Here is an 18,800-nt window from a genome sequence, read left to right as displayed (position 1 = left end):
CATCATGGTGAGCCAGATATGAGATCAGGACCGTACTTCTTCGCCTGGTGCGACGAGGCATCGAGGGTCGACGCGTTCGGCGCGGCGTTGTCGGCTCTCGTCCACGACCCACCGTACGACGTGTCCGTCTACATGCGCCCCAGCCCGAGTTTCAGCACGAACTCCGTCGACGAGGCGGTCGCGAAGATCCGAGCTCACTTCGGGCACGCCGACGCTGATGCCTACTTCGATATGTTGGGGAGCTCCGGGCAGTTCGTCGCGTGCATCCTCCGCTGCTACACCGACAGGAGCGAACGCATCAAGCCGTGTGGCCCCATCCACATGCACCCCCGCGAAATCGAGGACTTTGCCCCCATGCACATGGAACTCGCCCTGGGCAGCGGCCCGCGCTCCGTGGAGGCGGAAGCCGAGCTCACGTGGCACATCGTTCTGGACGACCTCGAGGACCTGCTGCTCCGCCTATGCGCGCCCAACGCGAGCAGGCGCGTCTCGACCGGCGGCTGCACGAGCGCGTGGACCTGGCTCGCGCCGGTCTCGATGTGCGCGACGTACAACGCGGACGCCCGCGACATCGCGCGCGATCTGGCCCTGTCGTGGGTCAGCCTCCACGACAAAGAGAAGGTCTCGTTGATCGCGGGCATGTCGCTGGAGGCGCTGCACGCGCGTATCGACGCCGCGCCGGCCGGGGCGCGCGTGGTTCCGACGGACAAGAGCGGGCGCTCGATCCCGCTCTCCCGCGAGACCGTCCTCAAGGCGCTGGGCCTGCCGGGCTCTGCCCTGATCGAGGCGCTCGTGGCCGCCGCCGATGTGCCCGACGAGGCGTGGCGCGCCGCGGCGCCGCGCGCCGAGGAGATCCACAACCTGACGGTGCAGGCCAGGGCGCGCGGCGAGCCGTTCACCCGCGGCGGCGGGCCCCTCACCTGGGTGAAATTGACGGGCGAGCACGTCTACTTCCTCGTCGACCACGCCCGGTTCCACGTGCGCCGCCTCCCGGGCGGTGGCGTGCTCCTGGCCACTCACCCGTACCGCACGCTCTGGCCGCTCTGGTCGGACGCCCTTTTCTCGCTCGGTATCACGTCATGACAGAGACGCGAGGCGCCGCCTTGCGGCGCGTGCAGAACGGTCGCCCTGGCTCTGGCAGTGAGCCAGGCGTCCTCGAGGTCGTTGACCCATGAATCAAGCGCGGAGTGAACGCGGACCCGATTTCTACGCGTGGTGTGACGAGGCCGACCGGTTCGACGCCTTCGCGGCGGCCCTCTCCGCGCTCGTCTACCCGGGGGGACTTTGCGATGTCAGCCTCTCCACGCCTGGATCCTCCGAACACCTGTGGCGCAGCGAGGTTCCTCTCGACGAGGTCATCGCACTGACACGTCCCGCCTTCAAGGCACGCTCGGAGACGCATGTGAATTTCGGGACGAAGTGGAGGTGGCTGGCCAGGTTTGGCCTGAGCCTGGGCTGCTATGGTGAAGAACACGAACGCCGGTGGGCCAGCGGCCCTCTGCGCGTACACACCTACGAGTGGAAGGGGCTCTACCCGTATTGCCTGGAGATCCCCATCGGCGACGGTGTGCGCTCCGTGGAGGTCGAGGCGGCGATGATCTCGATGCAGTTCGAGCAGGACATGGAGGACATCCTGCTCGGCCTGTGCGCGCCGGACGCGCGTCCCCGCGTGACGAGCGGCGCGTGCTCGGCCGCCTCCAGCTGGTCCGCGCCCGTCGAGGCGTGTGCGACCTACCACGCCGACGCCGCGAGCGTCGCGCGTGATCTCGCCCTGTCGTGGTTGCACATCCACGACGGCGACCTCGTGGAGCGCGCCGCGGGCCTGTCCATGGACGCGCTGCGCGCGCGCGTCGAAGCAGCTCCCAGAGGGGCGCGTGTCGGGGTCGCGGGCACAGTGGAGCGCGTTGACGAGCACTGGGTCCTCGACCGCGATGCGTCCCGATCGCGGGCGGAGCGCCCGACCCGCGCGGACGCCGTTCGACGCGTCCCACGTGCCCGCCTCGTAGGCGACGAGGATCTCACGCGCGAACAAGTGCTCGCTGCGCTCTCCATGCCGCCGGCCACGCTGGTCGGCGCGCTCGAAGCCTCGGCGGTGCCGGACGAAGCATGGCGCTCCGTCGAGCCTCGCGCGCGCGAACTCGTCCAGGAGATCATCGAAGAGCCCAGGGAGGGCGAGCCCTCCTACGAGGTGAACGTCGCCACGGGGAGACACGTCCGGTTCATCGAGCGCCACTCGCCCTACTACGTCCGGCGCCTTCCGAACGGCGGCCTGCTGCTGTCCACCCACCCCTTCCGCACGCTCTGGTCCCTCTGGTCCGACGCCCTCTTCGTGCTCGGCCTGATGTCCTGACGCGCACCGGGAATGGCGAGACCCGCGACTGCCTGGCGGCCGCCACCCTCCGCCCCCGCTCCGCCACCTCGCCGTCGCGCGCGCCCCCGCGGCGCCCCGCGTCAGCGGGCGGGCCCGCCGCGTGCTTGTCGCTCGCGCATGAGCCTGTGGAAGAGCGCCGCGCTGCCGTCCAATCACCTCCTCGATCCGTACGCCGACGAGCCCACCGCGCTGACCGGCTTCGCCGGCCCGCGGGAGCGGGCGCTCGAGGAGGGGATCTGGTCGCTCGGCGACGCCGACCTGCTCGCGATCGTGCTCGGCACCGGGCTGGCGGGTCGGCCCGTGACGCTCGTCGCTACCGCGCTCCTCGCCCGCTTCTCCGGGCTGGAGGGGCTCTCGCGCCTCGGCCCGCACGCGCTCGCCGAGCACCCCGGCCTCGGCCTCGTGAAGGCGCTCCGCATCGCCGCGTCGCTCGAGCTCGGGCGGCGCGCCTTCGAGCGCGCGGTGCGCCCGCGCCCTCCGGTGCGCACGTCGGCGTCGATCGCCGCGTGGTGCGCGGCGCACCTCGGCCCGCTCGAGCACGAGCAGATGTGGGTGATCTCGCTCGACGGCCGCAACGGGATGAGGGGCGCCCGCAGGGTCGCGCAGGGCGGGCTGCACGGCTGCTCGGTCACGGCAAAGGACATCCTGCGCGCCGCGATCGCGGACGCTGCCTCGGCGCTCGTGCTGGTGCACAACCACCCGAGCGGCGACTCGGCGCCGTCACCCGAGGACGTGCTCATGACCAACGCGGTCGCCGCGGCCGGCGAGGTGATCGGGGTGCCGCTCGTCGACCACGTCATCCTCGCGCCGGACGGGCACTACTCCTCGCTGCACGATCTCGGGATGATCGGTCCCGGCGACGCGCCGCCCGACGCTGCCGCCGCTGCCGACCGGCCGCGCCCCTGACGCCGCGCGGGTCCCCGCTCGACGCCTAGCCCCGCCGGCTGGCCAGGATCCCGTGCCGCGCTCCGCCGGGCGCGCTCGCCGCGCCCGGAACGCTCGCGAGCCGCAGCGTCGCGCCGCCCCAGTCGACGGAGGGGCTCCCCTGGAGCAGCGACGCATAGAGCGCGCTCGCCTGCGTCATCGGACAGCCGAGCGCCTCGCGCAGGAACGTGAGCGAAGCGCCGGTCGCGTAGTTCACCAGCGTCTGCCGGCCATCGTCGGCGATCACCGTGACCTTGAAGACATCGTCCTCGGCGCGCGCGGCGCGATCCGGATCGGTCAAGACGAGGTGCAGCGCCTCGATGACGCCGCTGCCGGGGCCTCCGCCCGCGTCGAGGGTCGCGTACAGCTCGAGGAGCGGCGCCGTGTAGCGGACGATCTGCCGCGCCGCCCCTCCTCCCGCACCAGGCGCGGGCAGCTGCTCGCGACGCCTGAGCTGCGCCTCCACGACGAGCGCCGACCGCGCGAGCTCCCGCTCCGTCTTGCCGAGCAGCCGGCGCGCCCGCATCTCGGCGAGCGCGCGCTGCAGCACCTCGCGGTTCTGCGCCGCCCGCTCGTGCCTCCGCTCGCGCGCGAGCAGCGCCTCGAGCTCGCCCAGCGCCTGCTCGTGCTCCCCGATCGACGCGAGCGCGTCGGCGAGCGTGAGCCGCGCGTCGGAGAAGCCCGGCGCGCGCCGCACCGCCTCGCGGTAGGCCGCGATCGCCGGCGCGATGTCCCGCCGCGCCTCGTGCGCGAGCCCGAGCGCGAAGGCCGCCCGCCCATCGTCCGGCGCCGCCTCGCACGCCCGCGCGAGCCAGCGCGCCGCCTCGTCGTAGTCGCGCCGATCGTAGAGCACGATCCCGAGCTCGCGCAGCACCCGCGGATCGGGCGGCTCGCGCGCGGCGCCCTGCCGGAGCTGCGCGGCCGCGGCGTCGAGCTGGCCGAGGCGGACCAGCGCGCGAGCGTAGGCGAGGCGCGCGTCGACCTCGCCGCCGTCGAGATCGACGGCGCGCGCGAGCGCCCGCGCCGCGTCCGCCCAGCGGCCCTCCGCCGCGTACGCCGCCCCGAGCGCGCGCCACGCCCCCGCGTCGTCCGGCTCGGCCGCGAGGTGCCCCTCGAGGCCGGCGATCCCGCCGGCCATGTCCCCCCGGCTCAGCAGATCGAGCGCGCGGGCGCGCAGCGCTTCGGGCGGCGTCATGGCGGCAGGTTACGCCGGCGCGAGGAAGCTGGTCGAGCGCCGCCGGGCCGCGCGGTCGAGCGCCGCCGGGCCGCGCGGCCGAGCGCGAGCGGCCCCGTCGCCGCCGGGAGCCGGCCGCGCGGCCACGCGGTTGACGACGACCGCGCGGCCGCGGTCAGTAGCCGGGCGGCAGGTCGCTCGCCAGGCACGAGACGGTGTTCGGCGCCGCGCGCGACGACCACAGGGCGCCGGTCGGCGCCCCGCCGGCGAAGCGCACGCCCTCGCGCGGATCCCACCCCGGCGCCTCGCCCGGGCGGAGAGAGTGCGCCCCGCTCTGGTAGAACGCGATGATGTATGTGTGCCCCGCGACCCGGCAGCCGAGCCGGCTCGCCAGCGCCTTCGCGAACGCCTGGCCGGTGTGGCCGAAGGCGCTGCAGCAGCGGAGCCACACGAGCGCGTCGGGGCCCGCGAGCTCGCCCCGCAGGGCGTCGAGCGCCCCGTCGAGCGGCGAGCCGGGCCGGAGCGCGTCCTCGTCGAGCCGCGTCTCCCCGAGCCGCATGTACCCCCAGCCGCCGTGCCCCCACGCCTGCAGCGACGTGATCTTCCGGCCGCGCTCGCGCGCCGTGCGCGCCGCCCACAGGAGCGCGTCGTCCCACCTCGAGGCGGCGTGCCACGTATGGGCCGCGCCCGTCAGGCGGTGCAGGAACGCGCCGGCGCGCCAGATCGGCGTGAGCCCGATCGTCGCGCCCACCGCCTCGCCCAGGACCTCGAGGTCCTCGGGCTCGGCGGCGGCGCGGCGCTCGAGCGCCGCGCCCTCCCGCCGCCGGCGCGCGCCGTTCGGCCGCCGAGAGCTGCCCCACCCGACGTCGGTGTTATCGAAGAGGACGAGCCGCATCGAGCCTCCTGTTCTGCGCATTCCGAATGTACCGCCGCTCGCGGCGGCCGCCACGCGGTCGATCCCCCACCCGCACCCCGAGCATCTCCCGATAGCGCAGGCACGTCCCGGGCGCGGCGAGGCGCGGCGAGGTGCGCGGAGGACGGGCGGCGGTAGGCCAGTTCGCGGTGGGCGCAATCGCTAGTGATTTCCTCCCGCGCCCTCGGGTAGCCTGCCCGAACCGATGGGCCTGTCCGAAAACATCAGGTTTTATGCGGCCACCGACGTGGGCCGCATGCGGGACCACAACGAGGACAACTACCTCGTCGACAAGAAGCTCGCGCTCTTCGTGGTTGCCGACGGAATGGGCGGACACGCCGCGGGAGAGGTCGCGAGCGCCCTCGCGGTCCGCATCATCCACGAGGAGCTCAAGAAGGAGCGGGACCTCATCGAGAACCAGGCGCGCAGCAACGTCCGGCGCGCCGCGATGAAGGAGGTCCTCAGCCTCCTCGAGCACGCCGTCCAGCGCGCGTGCGCCCGGATCCACGAGGAGGCGAAGGCCGACGCGACGAAGCGCGGCATGGGCACGACGCTCTCCGCGCTCCTGATCGCGGGCTCGCACGGCTACATCGCGCACGTCGGCGACAGCCGCATCTACCTCCTCCGCGAGGGCCGCATCCAGCAGGTCACGGAGGACCACACCGTCTACAACGAGCTGATCAAGCGCGGGAAGCTCACGCGCGATCAGATCGAGAAGGTCGCGCAGAAGAACGCGATCACCCGCGCCGTCGGCGTCTACGAGCGCGTCGAGGTCGACACGCTCACGATCGAGGTGCTCCCGGGCGACCAGTTCCTCCTCGCCTCCGACGGGCTCCACGGCTACATCGCCCACACCGCCGAGCTCGAGCCGTTCTTCGAGGAGGAGAACGGCGAGGTCGCCGCGAACGGCCTCATCGATCTCGCGAACAAGAAGGGCGGCAAGGACAACATCACCGCGGTCCTCGTGCGGCTCGGCGCGGGCGATCACCGCGACAGCGTCCGCGCCCGCCTGCTCGCCCTGAAGCGCGACGTGCTCGCGAAGATGCCGCTCTTCGCGCGCCTCCAGGAGCGCGAGATGCTCCGGGTCATGCAGGTCGCCGAGGTGCTCTCGTTCGAGCCCGGCCAGATCGTGGTCCGCGAGGGCGATCGCGGCGACGAGCTGTTCATCGTGCTCTCGGGCCTCGTCCGGATCGTCCGCGGCGACGCGGTGCTGAGCGAGGTCGGCCCGGGCGAGCACTTCGGCGAGATGGCGCTCATCCGCAGCATGCCGCGCTCGGCCACCGTCTCGGCCGTCGAGCAGAGCGAGCTCATCGCCGTCCGGCGCGCCGACTTCTTCGAGATCCTCCGCAAGGAGCACGAGCTGGCCGTGAAGCTGCTCTGGCAGTTCCTGGGGGTGCTCGCCGACCGGCTCGATCAGACGTCGCGCGACCTGACCACCGCCCGCGAGGAGCTCGCCGCGGAGGACATCACGAGCGAGATCTTCCCCGACAGCGAGGAGGGGAAGAGCCCGTTCGCCCCCGAGGAGCGCGCGTCGGCACGCTGAGCCCGCGCGCTGAGCCCGCGCGCCTCGCGCCGCCGCCCGCGCCGCCGGCGGCGACCCGACACGGGGGACGGAGCGAGCGGGATCCCGGCGGCCGCGCCCGCCAAGCGACGGGGAGGCGACGGGGAGATCGACGGGGCGCGGCCGCGCGTGCCGGGCGAGCGATTCGCGGATTGACACCCTCCTGCCCCGGCCGGTAGCGTCCGTCCGACGGATAACCATGAGCATGCACCGCAGAAGGTACGGCGAAGGCCATCTTGCTCGCGTCTCCATCAGCGTGGATGGAGGCTCGGCGCTCGCGTCGCTCGCCGTCGCGGCGGCGGCTCTCCTCGCGGCGCCGCCCGCGTCCGCTGACGAGCCGCGTAGCGCCACCGAGCCGCGGCTCATGATGGAGACGGGCGAGATCACGAGCGTGGTCGACGCCTTCGACGACGGCGACACCTTCGACCTGAACTTCAGCTTCGGCTTCGAGCACGCGACGAAGAGCGCGAAGATCCGCCGCGAGACGAGCATCGCCGGGGCGGGGCTGTCGACGGGCGGCTACACGTCGAACCTGCTCAACGTCGCGAGCTACAGCGAGGCGACGTCGAAGTTCAACATGCGCCTCGACGTCGGCCTCTACCGGGACCTCGCGCTCTACCTCAGGATGCCGCTCATCTTGAACAACTCGCGCGAGCTCACCGGCCTCGACGGCAGCGCCGATCACCAGAGCGTCGTGCTCGCGGGCGCCCCGGGAGAGCAGCTGTTCTCGCTGCCGTTCACGTCGCCGAACCGGAGCGGCATCGAGTACCTCGCCGCCGGCCTCGACGTGAACATCATGAACCAGGCGCGCGACCGGACGAAGCCGACCTGGCTGTTCGGGATCGAGGGGCGCTTCCCGGTGAGCGAGCCGATGCACGCCTGCACCGAGGCGCCGAAGAGCGGGCAGGTGAAGTGCGCCGACCCGGCGGACATCAACCGGAACGGCGTGAGCGATGTGAGAGCTCAGACCCCCGTCCCGTTCGAGGGGGAGCGGGTCGCCCAGCGCGATCCTGGCGTGTCGCGCGGCACGATCGGCCTCGAGGTGCACACCTTCCTGTCCAAGCGGGTGAAGTACGTCGAGCCGTACGGCGGGTTCAAGGCGCTGTTCGAGTTCCAGCAGGAGTCGAGCGACTACGGCCTCACGGACCTGAAGACGTCGCTGGTCAACCACCCGCCGCTCGTCGGCACCGTGCTGCTCGGCCTGATGATCCACCCCTGGGAGAACCGCGAGAAGTTCACCGGGCTCACGTTCGATCTGCGCTTCACCGGCGAGTACCACTCCGAGGGGCGCGACTACTCCGAGCTCTTCGACGCGCTCGGCTCGACCGACGCGGGCTCGCTGCGGCAGCCGCAGTGGTCGGCGTTCCGCGCGAACGACGCGTACAACGTGACCGCGTGCAGGAGCGGCGACCCGAGGGCCTGCGCGCCGTCGGTCATCGACGAGGGCTCGCAGCGGACGTACTTCACGGGGCTCAGCGACGTCCAGCCGTACGGCTCGTACCGCGGCTCGGCGAGCGTGACGTGGAGGGCGGCCGAGCTCGTGAAGTTCCAGCTCGGCGTCGGCTTCCGCCACGATCAGGGGCACGGCATCGGCGGCGACCAGCCGTGCAACTCGCAGTACAAGGACAGCATCGCGACGGCCGGGCCGTGCCGCCGCCAGAACGACGACGGGAGCTTCACCGTCACCGGCAGCCCGAACCCCAACTACCGCCCGACCATCAACGCGGTCGGCCGCCGCTTCTACGTCAACGACAGCAACACGTTCGACCTCTTCGCGAGCGGCACCTTCATGTTCTGATCGACGCCCCGAGCGGCGGTGGCCACCGCGGCGCGCGTCGCCGGGGCCGAAGCAGCGACCCATGATCGACCCCTGGCACCTCCGCGGTCGCGCGCGCGCTCTGGCGCTCACCGCGGCGCTGCCAGCGTTCGTCGTCGCGCTGCCGGCGCTGCCCGCGTCGGCCGAGCCTGCCGGGGCGGCCTCGCCCGCAGGGTCCGCGGCAGCGCAACCCGCGCCGACTGCGCCTGCGGAGAGGCCGACCGTCGTGCTCCCGACGGCGCTCGCGCCCGAGGCCGCGGAGCGCGGGGCGCCGCTCGCGAGCGCGCTGGACGCGCTCCTCTCCGACACGGCGCAGGACCTCGGCCTGTCGGTGGAGCTGGCCGGCCGCGCCGCCTCGCGCGCGCGCCCGGACGAGGCCGAGCTCATCGAGCGCGCGCGCTCGAGCGACAAGCTCTTCATCGCGCCGAGCCTCGAGCTGCGCGGCGACGACGTGGAGCTCAGGCTGGCGCTCGCCTCCGGCGGCGCGCGGTCGCTGCGGGTGCGCGTGGAGCGGGTCGCGCGCGACGAGCTCGCGGTGCGCGCGGCGGTGATGCTCCGCGACCTCGTGGCCGAGCTCGACGGCGGCGCGGGCGCGGCCCCGCCGCTCGGCCAGGAGGCGCCTTGCTCCGAGCCGTGCCGCGGGCGCCTCGCCACGCCGGCGCGCAGCCTCGGGAAGGCGACGCTCGCGGCGAACGCGACGCTCTACGGCGGCCTCGTGGGCTTCTCGATCCAGCGATCGAGCGGCTCGGACGATCCGCGCCTGCTCTACCCGCTCCTGGCGGTCGGGGCGGGCATCGGGCTCGGCGGGGCGATCATCATCGCGGAGGAGTGGGACGTCGGCGTGGCCGACGCGTGGTACCTCGGGTCTGGCACGTGGTGGCCCACGCTCGCGGGCCACCTGATCTACGAGGGCCGCTTCGCGGAGCACGCGGAGGATCCGGACCAGGAGCGCTGGGCCTCCGGGCTGATCGGCGGGACGGCCGGGATCACGCTGGCGGCGCTGGGGCTCTCGCTGGGCCGCATGTCCGAGGGCGGCGCGCTGATGGCGCAGTCGGGCGGCGGGCTGGGGCTCACGCTGGGCGGGCTGGTCGAGTGGGCGGCGCGCGGCGACGTGCAGCGGACGCCGATCGCGGGCATGGGCTACGGCGCGGCGCTCGGCTGGCTGGCGGCGGCCGCCGCGGCGACGCAGCTCGATCTGACAGCGGCCCAGGTGCTGACGATCGACGTGGGCGCGCTGCTCGGCGGCCTCGGCGCGGCCGCGCTCGCCAGCCCGCTCGTCTTCGAGTCCCCGACGCAGGTCCAGCAGCGCGCCTGGGTCGGCGCCGCCGCCGGAGGATTTCTGCTCGGGGCGGGCGTCGCGTGGTACGTGACGCGCCCCGCGTTCGCTGGCGTCCGCGCCGCGAGCCCCTCGTGGAACCGGTTCGGCCTGCCCATGATGGGAGTGATAGGAGAGAGCGTGGTCGGGAGCCGGCGGGCGCCCGCGCTCGGCCTCGGGTGGCAGGGGGCGATTCCGTAGGAGCTATGAAGATCACGATCACCGAGCTGGATGCAGGGACGCGCCTCGACAAGCTGCTCGTGCAGGTGCTGCCCGGGCTGGGGCGCGCGGGCGCGAAGCGGCTGTTCTCCGAGGGGCGCGTGCGCGTGCTCGGGGCGGGCAAGAGCGGCGCCGGCCGGCGCGCGTCGAAGGGCGACGTCGCGGTGGCGGGCGAGGTGCTGGAGATCGACGTCGAGCCCACGGAGGCCTCCGGCGCGGCGACGCCGGACCCTGACGTGCCGCTCGACGTGGTGCTCGAGCGCGACGACCTCGTGGTGGTGAACAAGCCCGCGGGGATGCCGACGGCGCCGCTCGATCCGGGCGAGCGCGGCACGCTCGCGAACGCCCTGGTCGCGCGGTACCCCGAGATGGCGGCCATCGGGTTCTCCCCGCGCGAGCCTGGGCTGTGCCATCGGCTGGACACGGACACGAGCGGCCTCGTGCTGGCGGCGCGGACGAGCGAGGCGTTCGCGGCGCTGGGCGCCGGCCTGAAGGAGGGGCGGCTCGACAAGCGCTACCTGCTGATCTGCCAGATCGGCGACCTCCCGGAGATGGGCTCGATCGAGGTGCCGCTCGCGCCGCACCCGAAGGACAAGAAGCGGGTCTATCCGTGCATCCACCCGCGCGACGTGGCGCGCTACGCGCCGCGGCCGGCCGCGACGATGTACAAACGCGTGCGGCAGGTGGGGCTCTGGGAGCTCGTCGAGGCGCGGGCGCCGCGGGCGCTGCGGCACCAGATCCGGGCGCACTTCGCGTCGGTGGGGCACCCGCTGGCCGGCGACGTGCTCTACGGGGGGCCCGCGGTGGAGGGGCTCGGCCGCCACGCGCTGCACGCGCACCACATCGGCTGGGGCGGCAGCGACGTGGTGCCCGCGTTCGTGGTGACCTCGCCGCTGCCCGCGGACATGGCGGCGCTCGTCGGCGAGGCCTGACCTGTCGCCGCGCCGCGCGGTCGCCCGGCCGTCGCGGTGAGCGCGCGCGGTGGCGCCGCCCCGGCCTGCGCGCGGTCGCGCTCCGCTGCCGTGCGCGCGCTCGGTCCTCCGCCGAGCGCGCCGCGCCGGCTCAGGGCGCGTCCACCTCGACCACGTGGCCGCTCACGTCGCGCGCCCGCGCCGTGATCCGGAGGTCGTCGGCCGACGCCGTCCCCTCGAGGTTGCTGAAGCGGAACGCGATGACGTAGGTCGACGACTGCGCGTTGAACTTCGCCGGCTCGATCCGGATGCCCCCGAGGCTCTCCTGGTCGATGACCGCCGCGTCTCCCTCGTCCGTGTACTGGCGGTTCCACTCGTCGTAGTTGAACGTCCGCTCCTCGATGACCTCCCCGGTCGAGCGGCTCGACGTCGCCACGGCGACCTCGACGAGGCCCGGGGAGATGCCGGGCAGGGTGGTCTCGACCTCGACCGAGACGGTCGACGTGGCGTCGTCGTCGGTGCGGCGCGCGACGAGCGCCGGCGGCAGCCCGCCCGGCGTCGGGAGGAAGCGGAGCGGGTGCACGCAGAACACCTTCTCGGTCCCTCCTTCGCGGATCTCGAAGTGCAGGTGGGGGAACAGGCTGCTCGCGGCGAGGCCGGTGTAGGCGATGTGCTGACCGCGCCCGACCTCGTCGCCGGCCTCGACGAGCGGCATCGTGAGGTGGACGTAGGTGCTGTAGAAGCACGCGCCCGGCGGGTCGCAGTGGTCGATCTGCACCACGACGTCATCGAAGTCCTTGTAGCGCCCGGCGCGCGTCACCTTCCCCGCGGCGACCGCGTACACCGGGGTGCCCATGACGGTGGGGATATCGATACCCCGGTGGAAGTCGTAGACGCCGTCGCGCGAGGCCTGCAGGCGGGGGCCGAAGCTCGACGACATCGGCTGCATCTCGTCCGTCCCCCCGATCGGCCACACGAGGTCTGGGCCCTCGGGGTCCGAGCCGCAGCCTACGACGGCCGCGGAGAGGGCCAGGAGCGGCGCGAGATACGATGGCTTCCGCGAGGGCTTCATGGTGGCGAGTCCGTGGCGCGCAGGCGCGGTGCAGGTGTCGAGTCCACGGCGCAGCGCCGCCCGCTCATGGTATCGAAGCAGAGCACAGAAGTCGAGGTCAGGGGGGCCGTGAGGCAGAGTGCGGGGCTCGCGACGTCGCGCCCTCGCTTCCGGCCGTGCGTCGCGTGCTTCGCGTGCGTCGTGTCTGGCGCCGCCTCGGGCCGCGCGGCGCCCTCAGGGCGTCGCCGGGGCCAGGGCGTACGACCTGTGCGTCAACGTCACGCCGAGGCTCGTGAGCGCCGTACTCGTGGCCGTGCAGCGCACGAAGCTCCAGTCGTTCGGCGTCGCGAAAGCGAACCCGAGTGAGCCGTCGGCGACCGTGCCTTCCCACTCGATGAGCGACACGTCATCGAGGAACGTGGTGGCCTCGCCGCTCGGCGGCGCGGCCGCCCTGAAGTAGACCCGCACGGAGCCCGCGGTCGCGGGCGGGGTGAGGTCGACGTTGAACCGCTGCCAGTCGTAGGTGCCGGCCGCGCGCGTGTACACGACGCTGTTCGACACGCTCGCCCCGCCGCTCGTGTACCAGTAGATCTGCGCGCGCATCTGCCCGGCGTTGTCCCCCTTCAGGTACCCGCTCAGCGTCAGCTTGCGCCCGGGCTCGAACTTGATGCGGTTGTTCATGTAGGTCGACACCTCGGAGGTGCTGTTCGACTTGCGCAGGAACACCATCGCGCCCGTCCCGCCGTGGACGACGCTGTTCTCGATGTAGCGGTATTCGCTCATCGACCACATCGAGCCCTCGTGGGAGGTGTCGTCGATGTCGCCGTCCTCGAAGTCGCCGTAGATCATGATCTCCCGGCCGTAATCACAGCTCGCGGCGGCGCTCGTCCGGAGGGCGGCGAGCGAGTCCGCGCCGTCCGAGCGCAGGTGCGCGACGGGCCCCGTGCTGCGGCTCGTGAGCGGCACGCTCCGCGTCTCGACCTGCTCGGTCGTCGTGTACTGCGAGGGGGCGCTCACGGCGGCGGCGCGCGGGCCGCTCTGGAACACCACCGCCCCGGTGAGGCCGTCCGCCGCGTCGCCGGCCACCGCCGCCGCCGGGAGCGTCGTGGAGAGGTGGCCGATGTGGCGGCTCGCGCGGCCGAGCCAGGCGCCGCCCACGAGCTTCGGCACGTAGTCCTCGTTCTGGAACGGGATGAGCTGCACGCGGTGCACCGCGCGGCCGCCGCTCTCGTCCTCGTCGATGTCGACCACGGCGACGTACGATTGGTACGTCTCGAAGACGTCCTGATCGAAGACCATGTTGCCGAGCGACATGAAGATGAAGCGGGGGCCGGCGCCGCCGTCGTAGAGCCCGACGCCGTGGATCGTGTGCGGGTGGTGCGCCACGACCATGCCGGCGCCCATCTGGATGAGCTGGGTGAACCGCCGCCGCATGCCGGACGTCGGATAGTCGCTGTACTCGGTGCCCCCGTGCAGCACCGGGATCGCGAAGCGCCCGACGGCGTCCGTCTTCATGAAGTCAGTGATCTCGGTGAGGCTCAGCTCGAGCGCGCCGGGCTTGGGAGGCGGCCCGTCGGAGGCGGTGAGCGCGTACTCGGTCAGCGTCGTCCCGTCGTTCACGATCTGGCTGAACCCCTGGAAGGCCACGTCGACGCCGCGGATCGTCCGGTAGAGCACGGTGCCCTTGGCCATCGTCTCGTCGAGGCCGGCGCCGAACCAGTCGAGCCCCGCGTTCGGCACGGCGATGAGCGTGTCGGCGACGCCTTCGTCCAGGTAGTCGAACATGTGGTTGTTGCCGAGGCTCACCCCGTCCACCCCGGCGAGCGCGAGCGCCCTGACCGCCTCGGGGTAGGAGAAGAACGTGAACGACTTGTAGGGGTGCGGCGTCTCCGGGTTCGCCGTGACCGGCGACTCCAGGTTGACCTGGGTGTAGTCAGCCGACGAGAGGACATCGCGCATGAAGGAGAGGATGGCGCGCGCGTCCGCCTCGCGGGTGCCAGGGCGGATCAGGTCGCCGTCCTCCCCCTCGACGCCGTCCTCGTCGCTGTCGATGAAGCGCCGCCCGAACATCGTGTCGCCTCCGACGAGGATCCGCGCGCGGTTCGGGCGCTGCACGGTGAGGACGACGCGGCCCACGTCGGCGGCCGCCGCGGCGAGCGGGCGGTGCAGATCGGCGGGGATGATCTCGCTGTAGTACCCGTCGACCTCGACGCGCAGGAGGACCGAGCGCCGCGCGAGCGCCGCCAGCGTGAACGCGCCGTCGTCGTCGGTGAAGGCGAGCTCGCCGTGGTTCACCGCGCCGCTCCCCCAGCCGATCGCCGTCACCTCGGCGCCCGCTATCGGCGACCCCGCCTCGTCGACGACGACGCCGGTCACATCGATGGGTGCCGCCGCGTACGTCGCGTCGAACGCCGCCTCGGTGGCGTCGAAGCGGTACGCCGCCAGCGCGTCGCCCGCGGCGAGCGAGGCGCCGAGCGCGGCGCACGCGCACAGCCATCGGGACGTGAATGTAGGGATGACGGGTCTTCTTGCCATGAACGCTCCCGGTCTGTTGGGGCCTGTCGGAGGACGGGCCACATCGACGAGATATGATGACGGAGCCAGAGCAGAGCTCCGTCGGGGACCACGCGCAGCTGCGCTGCGTAACCAGATTCCGAAGTGCCCAAAGCCGACGACGCGGGCGCGAGCGTCGACCCGCCGCTCAGCCCTCGCCGGAGAGTCCGCGAGGGTGCCGACCCATGCACGATTCGTTCCGTTTCAACGCTGGTGCCTGAGACAAAAATGATCGGTGTGAGATTATCATGCTTGAGTCGATGTTTGCTATGGGCTCGAGCGGAGCGGCCTGCGATTTGTTGTCTTGTAGGTCTGGCAAGGTGTCCTGCGCGTGCAGGCATGCGCATGGACGGCGTGCTGTGGTGATGCGCGCCTGTGTCGCATAGGGGCGTACGGCCGCGGGCAGGTAGCGCGCACGTAGAGAGCGCGGAGCAGCTCCGCCTCTGCCACGCCGTTCATCGAGGCGGGCCATCAGGGCGTTTCGTACACGCCGCGTTGTTCGGGTGCTATCTCATGCGGACGCCGCAACACCGGCGATGGCCGGTGAGGGCGATTCAGCAGGGCGTTTGAGAGTACCTCGTCGGTCTATCGGCGCGACCCCAGCCCGAAGGCCAAGCTCACCAGCGCGACGATGCCCCCAAGCGGGAGAGCGAGCAGCCCCGCCGCGGCGCAGTTCAGCAAGGTCGCGAGGGTCTCTGCGAGCAGCTGGGCCTCCTGCGCGGCGTCCGCGCTGCCTGATGCGACGGCGGACGCGAGCACGACGGGCAAGGCGCCGCACACGACACCTCCCGCGGAGGCGAGGAGGCCGAGCGTCGTCCCGCGGCCCCACCGGCGCCGTACGAGGGCATGGAGACCGAGCGCGGCCACGCCGAGGGTGATCAGCCCGAGGAGGATCATCAGCGCGCAGAGCGCCTGCATCACGGTATCGCCCTGATCCGCTGCGTGGTAGTGGTCATCGCGGCGCGAGCCTGGCTGATGCGGGCAGCTGTCGAGCGAAGCCGTTTGATGGTCGAGTTCGCGGCGTCATCCCTTCGGTCCAGGTCTCTCGTCCTCTTCAGGCCCCAGCCACTGATCCCAGCCTTCGGCGGGTTCGTGTTCCCCGTACGCCGCGAGCCAGTCCCGCGCGGCCTGCACGATGGGCGCGGGCGCCTCGAGGCTCCACGCCCATCTCTCGAGCAGCGCCCGCAGCCGGCGGGTTGCGTCCTCGGTGCGCAGGAACTCATGATCGTGGAGGTTGGTGGTCGTGCGCTTCCAACCGTCGAGGAGCGCGATGTATTTGTCGAAGAGCCCGAAGAGTTGCTCCGGCGTGGGGCGCTTGTCGGGATTTCCCCGCGCGAGATAGCGTGGTGCCGCGAAGGCGTACATGAGGTTGAGCACCCCGAACAGCGTGCCCATCACGTCGTTGAGCTCGTCCCATGATGCCTTCCACCGCTCTGGCTCCTTGGTCGCCAGCTCGTGGGCTGCTGCCAGCGCGGCCCTGCGCAGCTCTTCATCTGCATGCTGGGGCATGGATCTTCCTCACGGGGCTTTGCAGATCGGGCCGATAAACGTATTGCGTATCGGTGAGATTCCTCCAGCGCCGATTGCGATCGGCTTACCATCGTACACACCTTGTTCCACGCAGACGTACGCGCACCAAGCGCGAATCGCGAGATGGGACAGGATCTCGCCGATCCAGGTCGGGCACGTGCTGCACCGGGCATCGCCGCAGTCCGTGACGAAACACAGGTGCTTCACGGACGGTATGGAGTATCCCAACATGGCGTGCTTGCAAGGGGTAGAGTAGACACACCCAAACTCGTCCGTGCACTGGTAGCGCGGCGTGATGCCGAGGGGCAGCGTCGAGGGATCGAGCATCGAGAGCCACCGCTCGGCCTCCTCCGCGGCCGCCGGCATGTACTGCGTCATGAGCTCGCTGAGCGCGGCCTCGTCGAGCGTCGCCGGGTCCAGGCCGAGCGACTCGATCATCCCGGCCAAGGCGTAGGTCGTGAAGGTCGCCTTCGTCGACGCGAGGGCGAGCTCTTGCGGGTCACCCCGCATGAATGCCTCCTCGGCCAGCTCCTCCGGTGTCTTCGTCTCCTGGCCCGGCTCCTCCACGCTCTGGTCCGGTGCCGGTTCCTCCGGGACCGGGACGCCCTCCGGCGCCGAGTCGTCATCGCCTCCCGTGCCAGGGCCCACCCGGATGACACATCCCGGGACCATCGCGTACCCGACGATGGCCGGCCCCATCACCGCAAGGAGCTGCCTCTGCAATCTTATGCGCATCGTGCCCTCCCCCCCCCTTTTTGGTAGCTCATCTTACACAGGTTCGGCGTTGTGGGGCAACCTGAACGGCGCGCACGTACACCATGCCATCGACGCGTTTCACGTGCTGGGGGGGACGAACCTCGATCATGAACAAACCAGACGCGGGGCCGGACCAACCCTAGCCACTTCGCTGCGTCGCAGCGGGAGGCAAGCGCCAGAGAGCAGCGGCGGTTCCACTGATCTTTGGACGGAGCAGCGGCGCGCCGAAGGCGCCTCGCCGTGTCGCGATGTAACGTGCGGTTCGATCCGTCGGCTGGGAGGTCGTTTGGCGTGGCGGGCCAGGTGACTAGAGAGGGCGGCGGCCTCGTGCGCATGATGCCGGTCGCTGCGCTTGCTGGCCGTGCAGGGCGCGGGCCCTTCAGATCGGATCGGGTGTGGCTTCGGCCTCGTCGTTCCTCTTCTTGGCGGCGGCGCGTGCCCGCTGGTGCGCCCGCCGCTCTTCCTCGGCCGCGTCTTCGTACGGCGAGAGCAGGCGATCGCGCAGGAGCGCGTGGGTCTCGTCCCTGTCGTTATCGTACTCGGCGTGCACGTGGACCATGAGCGCGCCGTAGGCCTCGTGCCACGCCTCGACCGCCTTGACGGCCGGATCCGCGCCCCTGGCCTCGGTGACGCCGAGCTTCCTGCCATAGAGCTCGGTCCAGCGACGCAGCCGGCCTACCTCGGCCGAGAGCCCGAGTCGCTCCACCGCGGCGTTCACCTCCTTGCGGTCGAGCGCCTTGACCAACGTGCTCATGCGCACCCATTGCTGGGAGTGGACGAGCCGGAGGAAGTCGGTGCCTGATGACAGCACCTCGGATCGCACGAACTCCGCATCGGCGCGGCGCGTGGCCTCCTCGTCGGAGAGCGGCAGGATGCCTTCATGGTCGAACGCGCGCACGATGCTATCGAGCACACTGCCGAACGCCCCGATGCACCGGTCGGTGCCGCGATCGATCTCCGTCATCGTGGCGTCGGTGCTCCTGAGCGCCTGGAGGGCCTCGGTGGCTGCGAGGACGGACTGGATCGAGGTCTCGACCTTGGCGGAGAGCTTGATCTTCTTCGATTTCAGCGCCTCCCGGTGGGCGGCGAGCTTGGTCCCTGCGACGATACACCCGCTCAGCGGGAGCCGGCGGGCGAGAAAGGCGGCTTTTCCCATGAGGCCTTGTTATCGCGGCCTCGAGGGGCAGGTCCAGGCGATGGCCAGATTCCGGCGCACACCGGCGGCGGTCCCCCCACCGGGCGGAACATGTCGGCGGCGGTCCCCCCACCGGACGGAACGTGTCGGCGGCGGTCCCCCCACCGGGCGGAACGTGTCGGCGGCGGTCCCCCCACCGGACGGAACGTGTCGGCGGCGGTCCCCCCACCGGGCGGAACCTGTCGCGGAGCGCGCGCTCACTGCACCCTGGTACCGCGCGTCGCCGCGAGGGCCTTAGCCGTCGCGACCACCCGCGTGATGTGCGCCAGATCGTGGGCGGGGTCATCGCCGAGGTCGGTCGCCTCGAGCTTCTTCACGACGAGCGGCTCCCAGTTCTTCATGCCCGCCCCTGATTCGTCGAAACGAGCAAGTGCAACGATTCTGCCGTTCAAGCCGCCGGCGCCCGGCGACGAGCGAAGGCGACGTTCACGCTGGCGCCGGCGTAGGGCGTCGTGCGTGTTGGCGCGACATGGGGTGGCCCTGATGTCGTGAGGAGTGTTGAGGGATGCTC

Annotated in this window: 16 protein-coding genes; 7 read left to right on the top strand and 9 right to left on the bottom strand. The window is 71.9% G+C overall.

The features are described 5' to 3' along the window. The first annotated feature begins 18 nt into the window (after nt 1-18). The 3 genes from WME85_RS39095 (at nt 19) to WME85_RS39085 (ending at nt 3,277) form a co-directional block, all read left to right on the top strand. On the top strand, nt 19-1,083 hold the full coding sequence (locus WME85_RS39095; RefSeq protein ID WP_437828474.1) for a hypothetical protein: 1,065 nt from the start codon (nt 19-21) through the stop codon (nt 1,081-1,083). A 319-nt stretch (nt 1,084-1,402) separates the two neighbouring features. Next, entirely contained in the window at nt 1,403-2,350 is a 948-nt protein-coding gene (locus tag WME85_RS39090; protein ID WP_437828472.1) for a hypothetical protein, read from the top strand. 138 nt (nt 2,351-2,488) lie between these two features. After that, nucleotides 2,489-3,277 carry a JAB domain-containing protein gene (locus WME85_RS39085; RefSeq protein WP_437828470.1) on the top strand — a complete coding sequence of 263 codons (789 nt, stop codon included), beginning with the start codon at nt 2,489-2,491 and terminating at the stop codon, nt 3,275-3,277. 25 nt (nt 3,278-3,302) lie between these two features. On the opposite strand, the gene WME85_RS39080 is transcribed toward WME85_RS39085, so the two are convergent. Continuing rightward, on the bottom strand, nt 3,303-4,490 hold the full coding sequence (locus WME85_RS39080) for a tetratricopeptide repeat protein (RefSeq protein ID WP_437828467.1): 1,188 nt from the start codon (nt 4,488-4,490) through the stop codon (nt 3,303-3,305). Between the two features lie 154 nt (nt 4,491-4,644). After that, a complete protein-coding gene (locus WME85_RS39075; RefSeq protein ID WP_437828466.1) occupies nt 4,645-5,364 on the bottom strand; it encodes a hypothetical protein in 720 nt (239 codons plus the stop codon). Between the two features lie 223 nt (nt 5,365-5,587). On the opposite strand from WME85_RS39075, the gene WME85_RS39070 reads away from it, so the two are divergent. The 4 genes from WME85_RS39070 to WME85_RS39055 all read left to right on the top strand — a co-directional run bounded on the left by WME85_RS39070 (nt 5,588) and on the right by WME85_RS39055 (nt 11,225). After that, entirely contained in the window at nt 5,588-6,925 is a 1,338-nt protein-coding gene (locus WME85_RS39070; RefSeq protein ID WP_437828464.1) for a Stp1/IreP family PP2C-type Ser/Thr phosphatase, read from the top strand. A 223-nt stretch (nt 6,926-7,148) separates the two neighbouring features. Then, the gene (locus WME85_RS39065; RefSeq protein ID WP_437828463.1) at nt 7,149-8,741 is read left to right on the top strand and encodes a hypothetical protein; all 1,593 of its coding nucleotides are present in this window, start codon (nt 7,149-7,151) and stop codon (nt 8,739-8,741) included. Between the two features lie 61 nt (nt 8,742-8,802). Further along, nucleotides 8,803-10,275, top strand: coding sequence for a hypothetical protein (locus WME85_RS39060; RefSeq protein WP_437828461.1), 1,473 nt, complete (start codon nt 8,803-8,805; stop codon nt 10,273-10,275). A 5-nt stretch (nt 10,276-10,280) separates the two neighbouring features. After that, nucleotides 10,281-11,225, top strand: coding sequence for an RluA family pseudouridine synthase (locus WME85_RS39055; protein WP_437828458.1), 945 nt, complete (start codon nt 10,281-10,283; stop codon nt 11,223-11,225). Nucleotides 11,226-11,355: 130 nt separating this feature from the next. On the opposite strand, the gene WME85_RS39050 is transcribed toward WME85_RS39055, so the two are convergent. The 7 genes from WME85_RS39050 to WME85_RS39020 form a co-directional block, all read right to left on the bottom strand. Next, nucleotides 11,356-12,276 (bottom strand): M23 family metallopeptidase, encoded by a 921-nt coding sequence (locus WME85_RS39050; RefSeq protein ID WP_437828456.1) that lies wholly within the window; start codon nt 12,274-12,276, stop codon nt 11,356-11,358. A 213-nt stretch (nt 12,277-12,489) separates the two neighbouring features. Next, nucleotides 12,490-14,790 (bottom strand): CapA family protein, encoded by a 2,301-nt coding sequence (locus tag WME85_RS39045; RefSeq protein WP_437828454.1) that lies wholly within the window; start codon nt 14,788-14,790, stop codon nt 12,490-12,492. A gap of 603 nt (nt 14,791-15,393) precedes the next feature. Then, nucleotides 15,394-15,729: a hypothetical protein gene (locus WME85_RS39040; RefSeq protein WP_437828452.1), complete on the bottom strand. Its 336-nt coding sequence runs from the start codon at nt 15,727-15,729 to the stop codon at nt 15,394-15,396. A gap of 102 nt (nt 15,730-15,831) precedes the next feature. Continuing rightward, the gene (locus WME85_RS39035; protein ID WP_437828449.1) at nt 15,832-16,317 is read right to left on the bottom strand and encodes a hypothetical protein; all 486 of its coding nucleotides are present in this window, start codon (nt 16,315-16,317) and stop codon (nt 15,832-15,834) included. Nucleotides 16,318-16,326: 9 nt separating this feature from the next. Continuing rightward, nucleotides 16,327-17,073: a hypothetical protein gene (locus WME85_RS39030; RefSeq protein WP_437828447.1), complete on the bottom strand. Its 747-nt coding sequence runs from the start codon at nt 17,071-17,073 to the stop codon at nt 16,327-16,329. 400 nt (nt 17,074-17,473) lie between these two features. After that, nucleotides 17,474-18,250, bottom strand: coding sequence for a phosphoenolpyruvate--protein phosphotransferase (locus WME85_RS39025; RefSeq protein WP_437828445.1), 777 nt, complete (start codon nt 18,248-18,250; stop codon nt 17,474-17,476). Between the two features lie 236 nt (nt 18,251-18,486). Further along, a complete protein-coding gene (locus WME85_RS39020; protein ID WP_437828443.1) occupies nt 18,487-18,630 on the bottom strand; it encodes a hypothetical protein in 144 nt (47 codons plus the stop codon). Nucleotides 18,631-18,800 lie beyond the last annotated feature (170 nt).

Origin of the sequence: Sorangium sp. So ce1153, assembly GCF_051521595.1 — a bacterium.
Lineage (GTDB): Bacteria > Myxococcota_A > Polyangia > Polyangiales > Polyangiaceae > Sorangium.
Note: the sequence above shows the minus strand (reverse complement) of the source record. Positions and strands in the feature narration are given on the sequence as shown.

What these genes read in the sequence shown, in the direction of transcription:
- WME85_RS39095 (WP_437828474.1), top strand. Translation starts at nt 19, where the DNA reads ATGAGATCAGGACCGTACTTCTTCGCCTGGTGCGACGAGGCATCGAGG.
- WME85_RS39085 (WP_437828470.1), top strand. Translation starts at nt 2,489, where the DNA reads ATGAGCCTGTGGAAGAGCGCCGCGCTGCCGTCCAATCACCTCCTCGAT.
- WME85_RS39080 (WP_437828467.1), bottom strand. Translation starts at nt 4,490, where the DNA reads ATGACGCCGCCCGAAGCGCTGCGCGCCCGCGCGCTCGATCTGCTGAGC.
- WME85_RS39075 (WP_437828466.1), bottom strand. Translation starts at nt 5,364, where the DNA reads ATGCGGCTCGTCCTCTTCGATAACACCGACGTCGGGTGGGGCAGCTCT.
- WME85_RS39070 (WP_437828464.1), top strand. Translation starts at nt 5,588, where the DNA reads ATGGGCCTGTCCGAAAACATCAGGTTTTATGCGGCCACCGACGTGGGC.
- WME85_RS39065 (WP_437828463.1), top strand. Translation starts at nt 7,149, where the DNA reads ATGCACCGCAGAAGGTACGGCGAAGGCCATCTTGCTCGCGTCTCCATC.
- WME85_RS39060 (WP_437828461.1), top strand. Translation starts at nt 8,803, where the DNA reads ATGATCGACCCCTGGCACCTCCGCGGTCGCGCGCGCGCTCTGGCGCTC.
- WME85_RS39055 (WP_437828458.1), top strand. Translation starts at nt 10,281, where the DNA reads ATGAAGATCACGATCACCGAGCTGGATGCAGGGACGCGCCTCGACAAG.
- WME85_RS39050 (WP_437828456.1), bottom strand. Translation starts at nt 12,276, where the DNA reads ATGAAGCCCTCGCGGAAGCCATCGTATCTCGCGCCGCTCCTGGCCCTC.
- WME85_RS39045 (WP_437828454.1), bottom strand. Translation starts at nt 14,790, where the DNA reads ATGGCAAGAAGACCCGTCATCCCTACATTCACGTCCCGATGGCTGTGC.
- WME85_RS39035 (WP_437828449.1), bottom strand. Translation starts at nt 16,317, where the DNA reads ATGCCCCAGCATGCAGATGAAGAGCTGCGCAGGGCCGCGCTGGCAGCA.
- WME85_RS39030 (WP_437828447.1), bottom strand. Translation starts at nt 17,073, where the DNA reads ATGCGCATAAGATTGCAGAGGCAGCTCCTTGCGGTGATGGGGCCGGCC.
- WME85_RS39025 (WP_437828445.1), bottom strand. Translation starts at nt 18,250, where the DNA reads ATGGGAAAAGCCGCCTTTCTCGCCCGCCGGCTCCCGCTGAGCGGGTGT.
- WME85_RS39020 (WP_437828443.1), bottom strand. Translation starts at nt 18,630, where the DNA reads ATGAAGAACTGGGAGCCGCTCGTCGTGAAGAAGCTCGAGGCGACCGAC.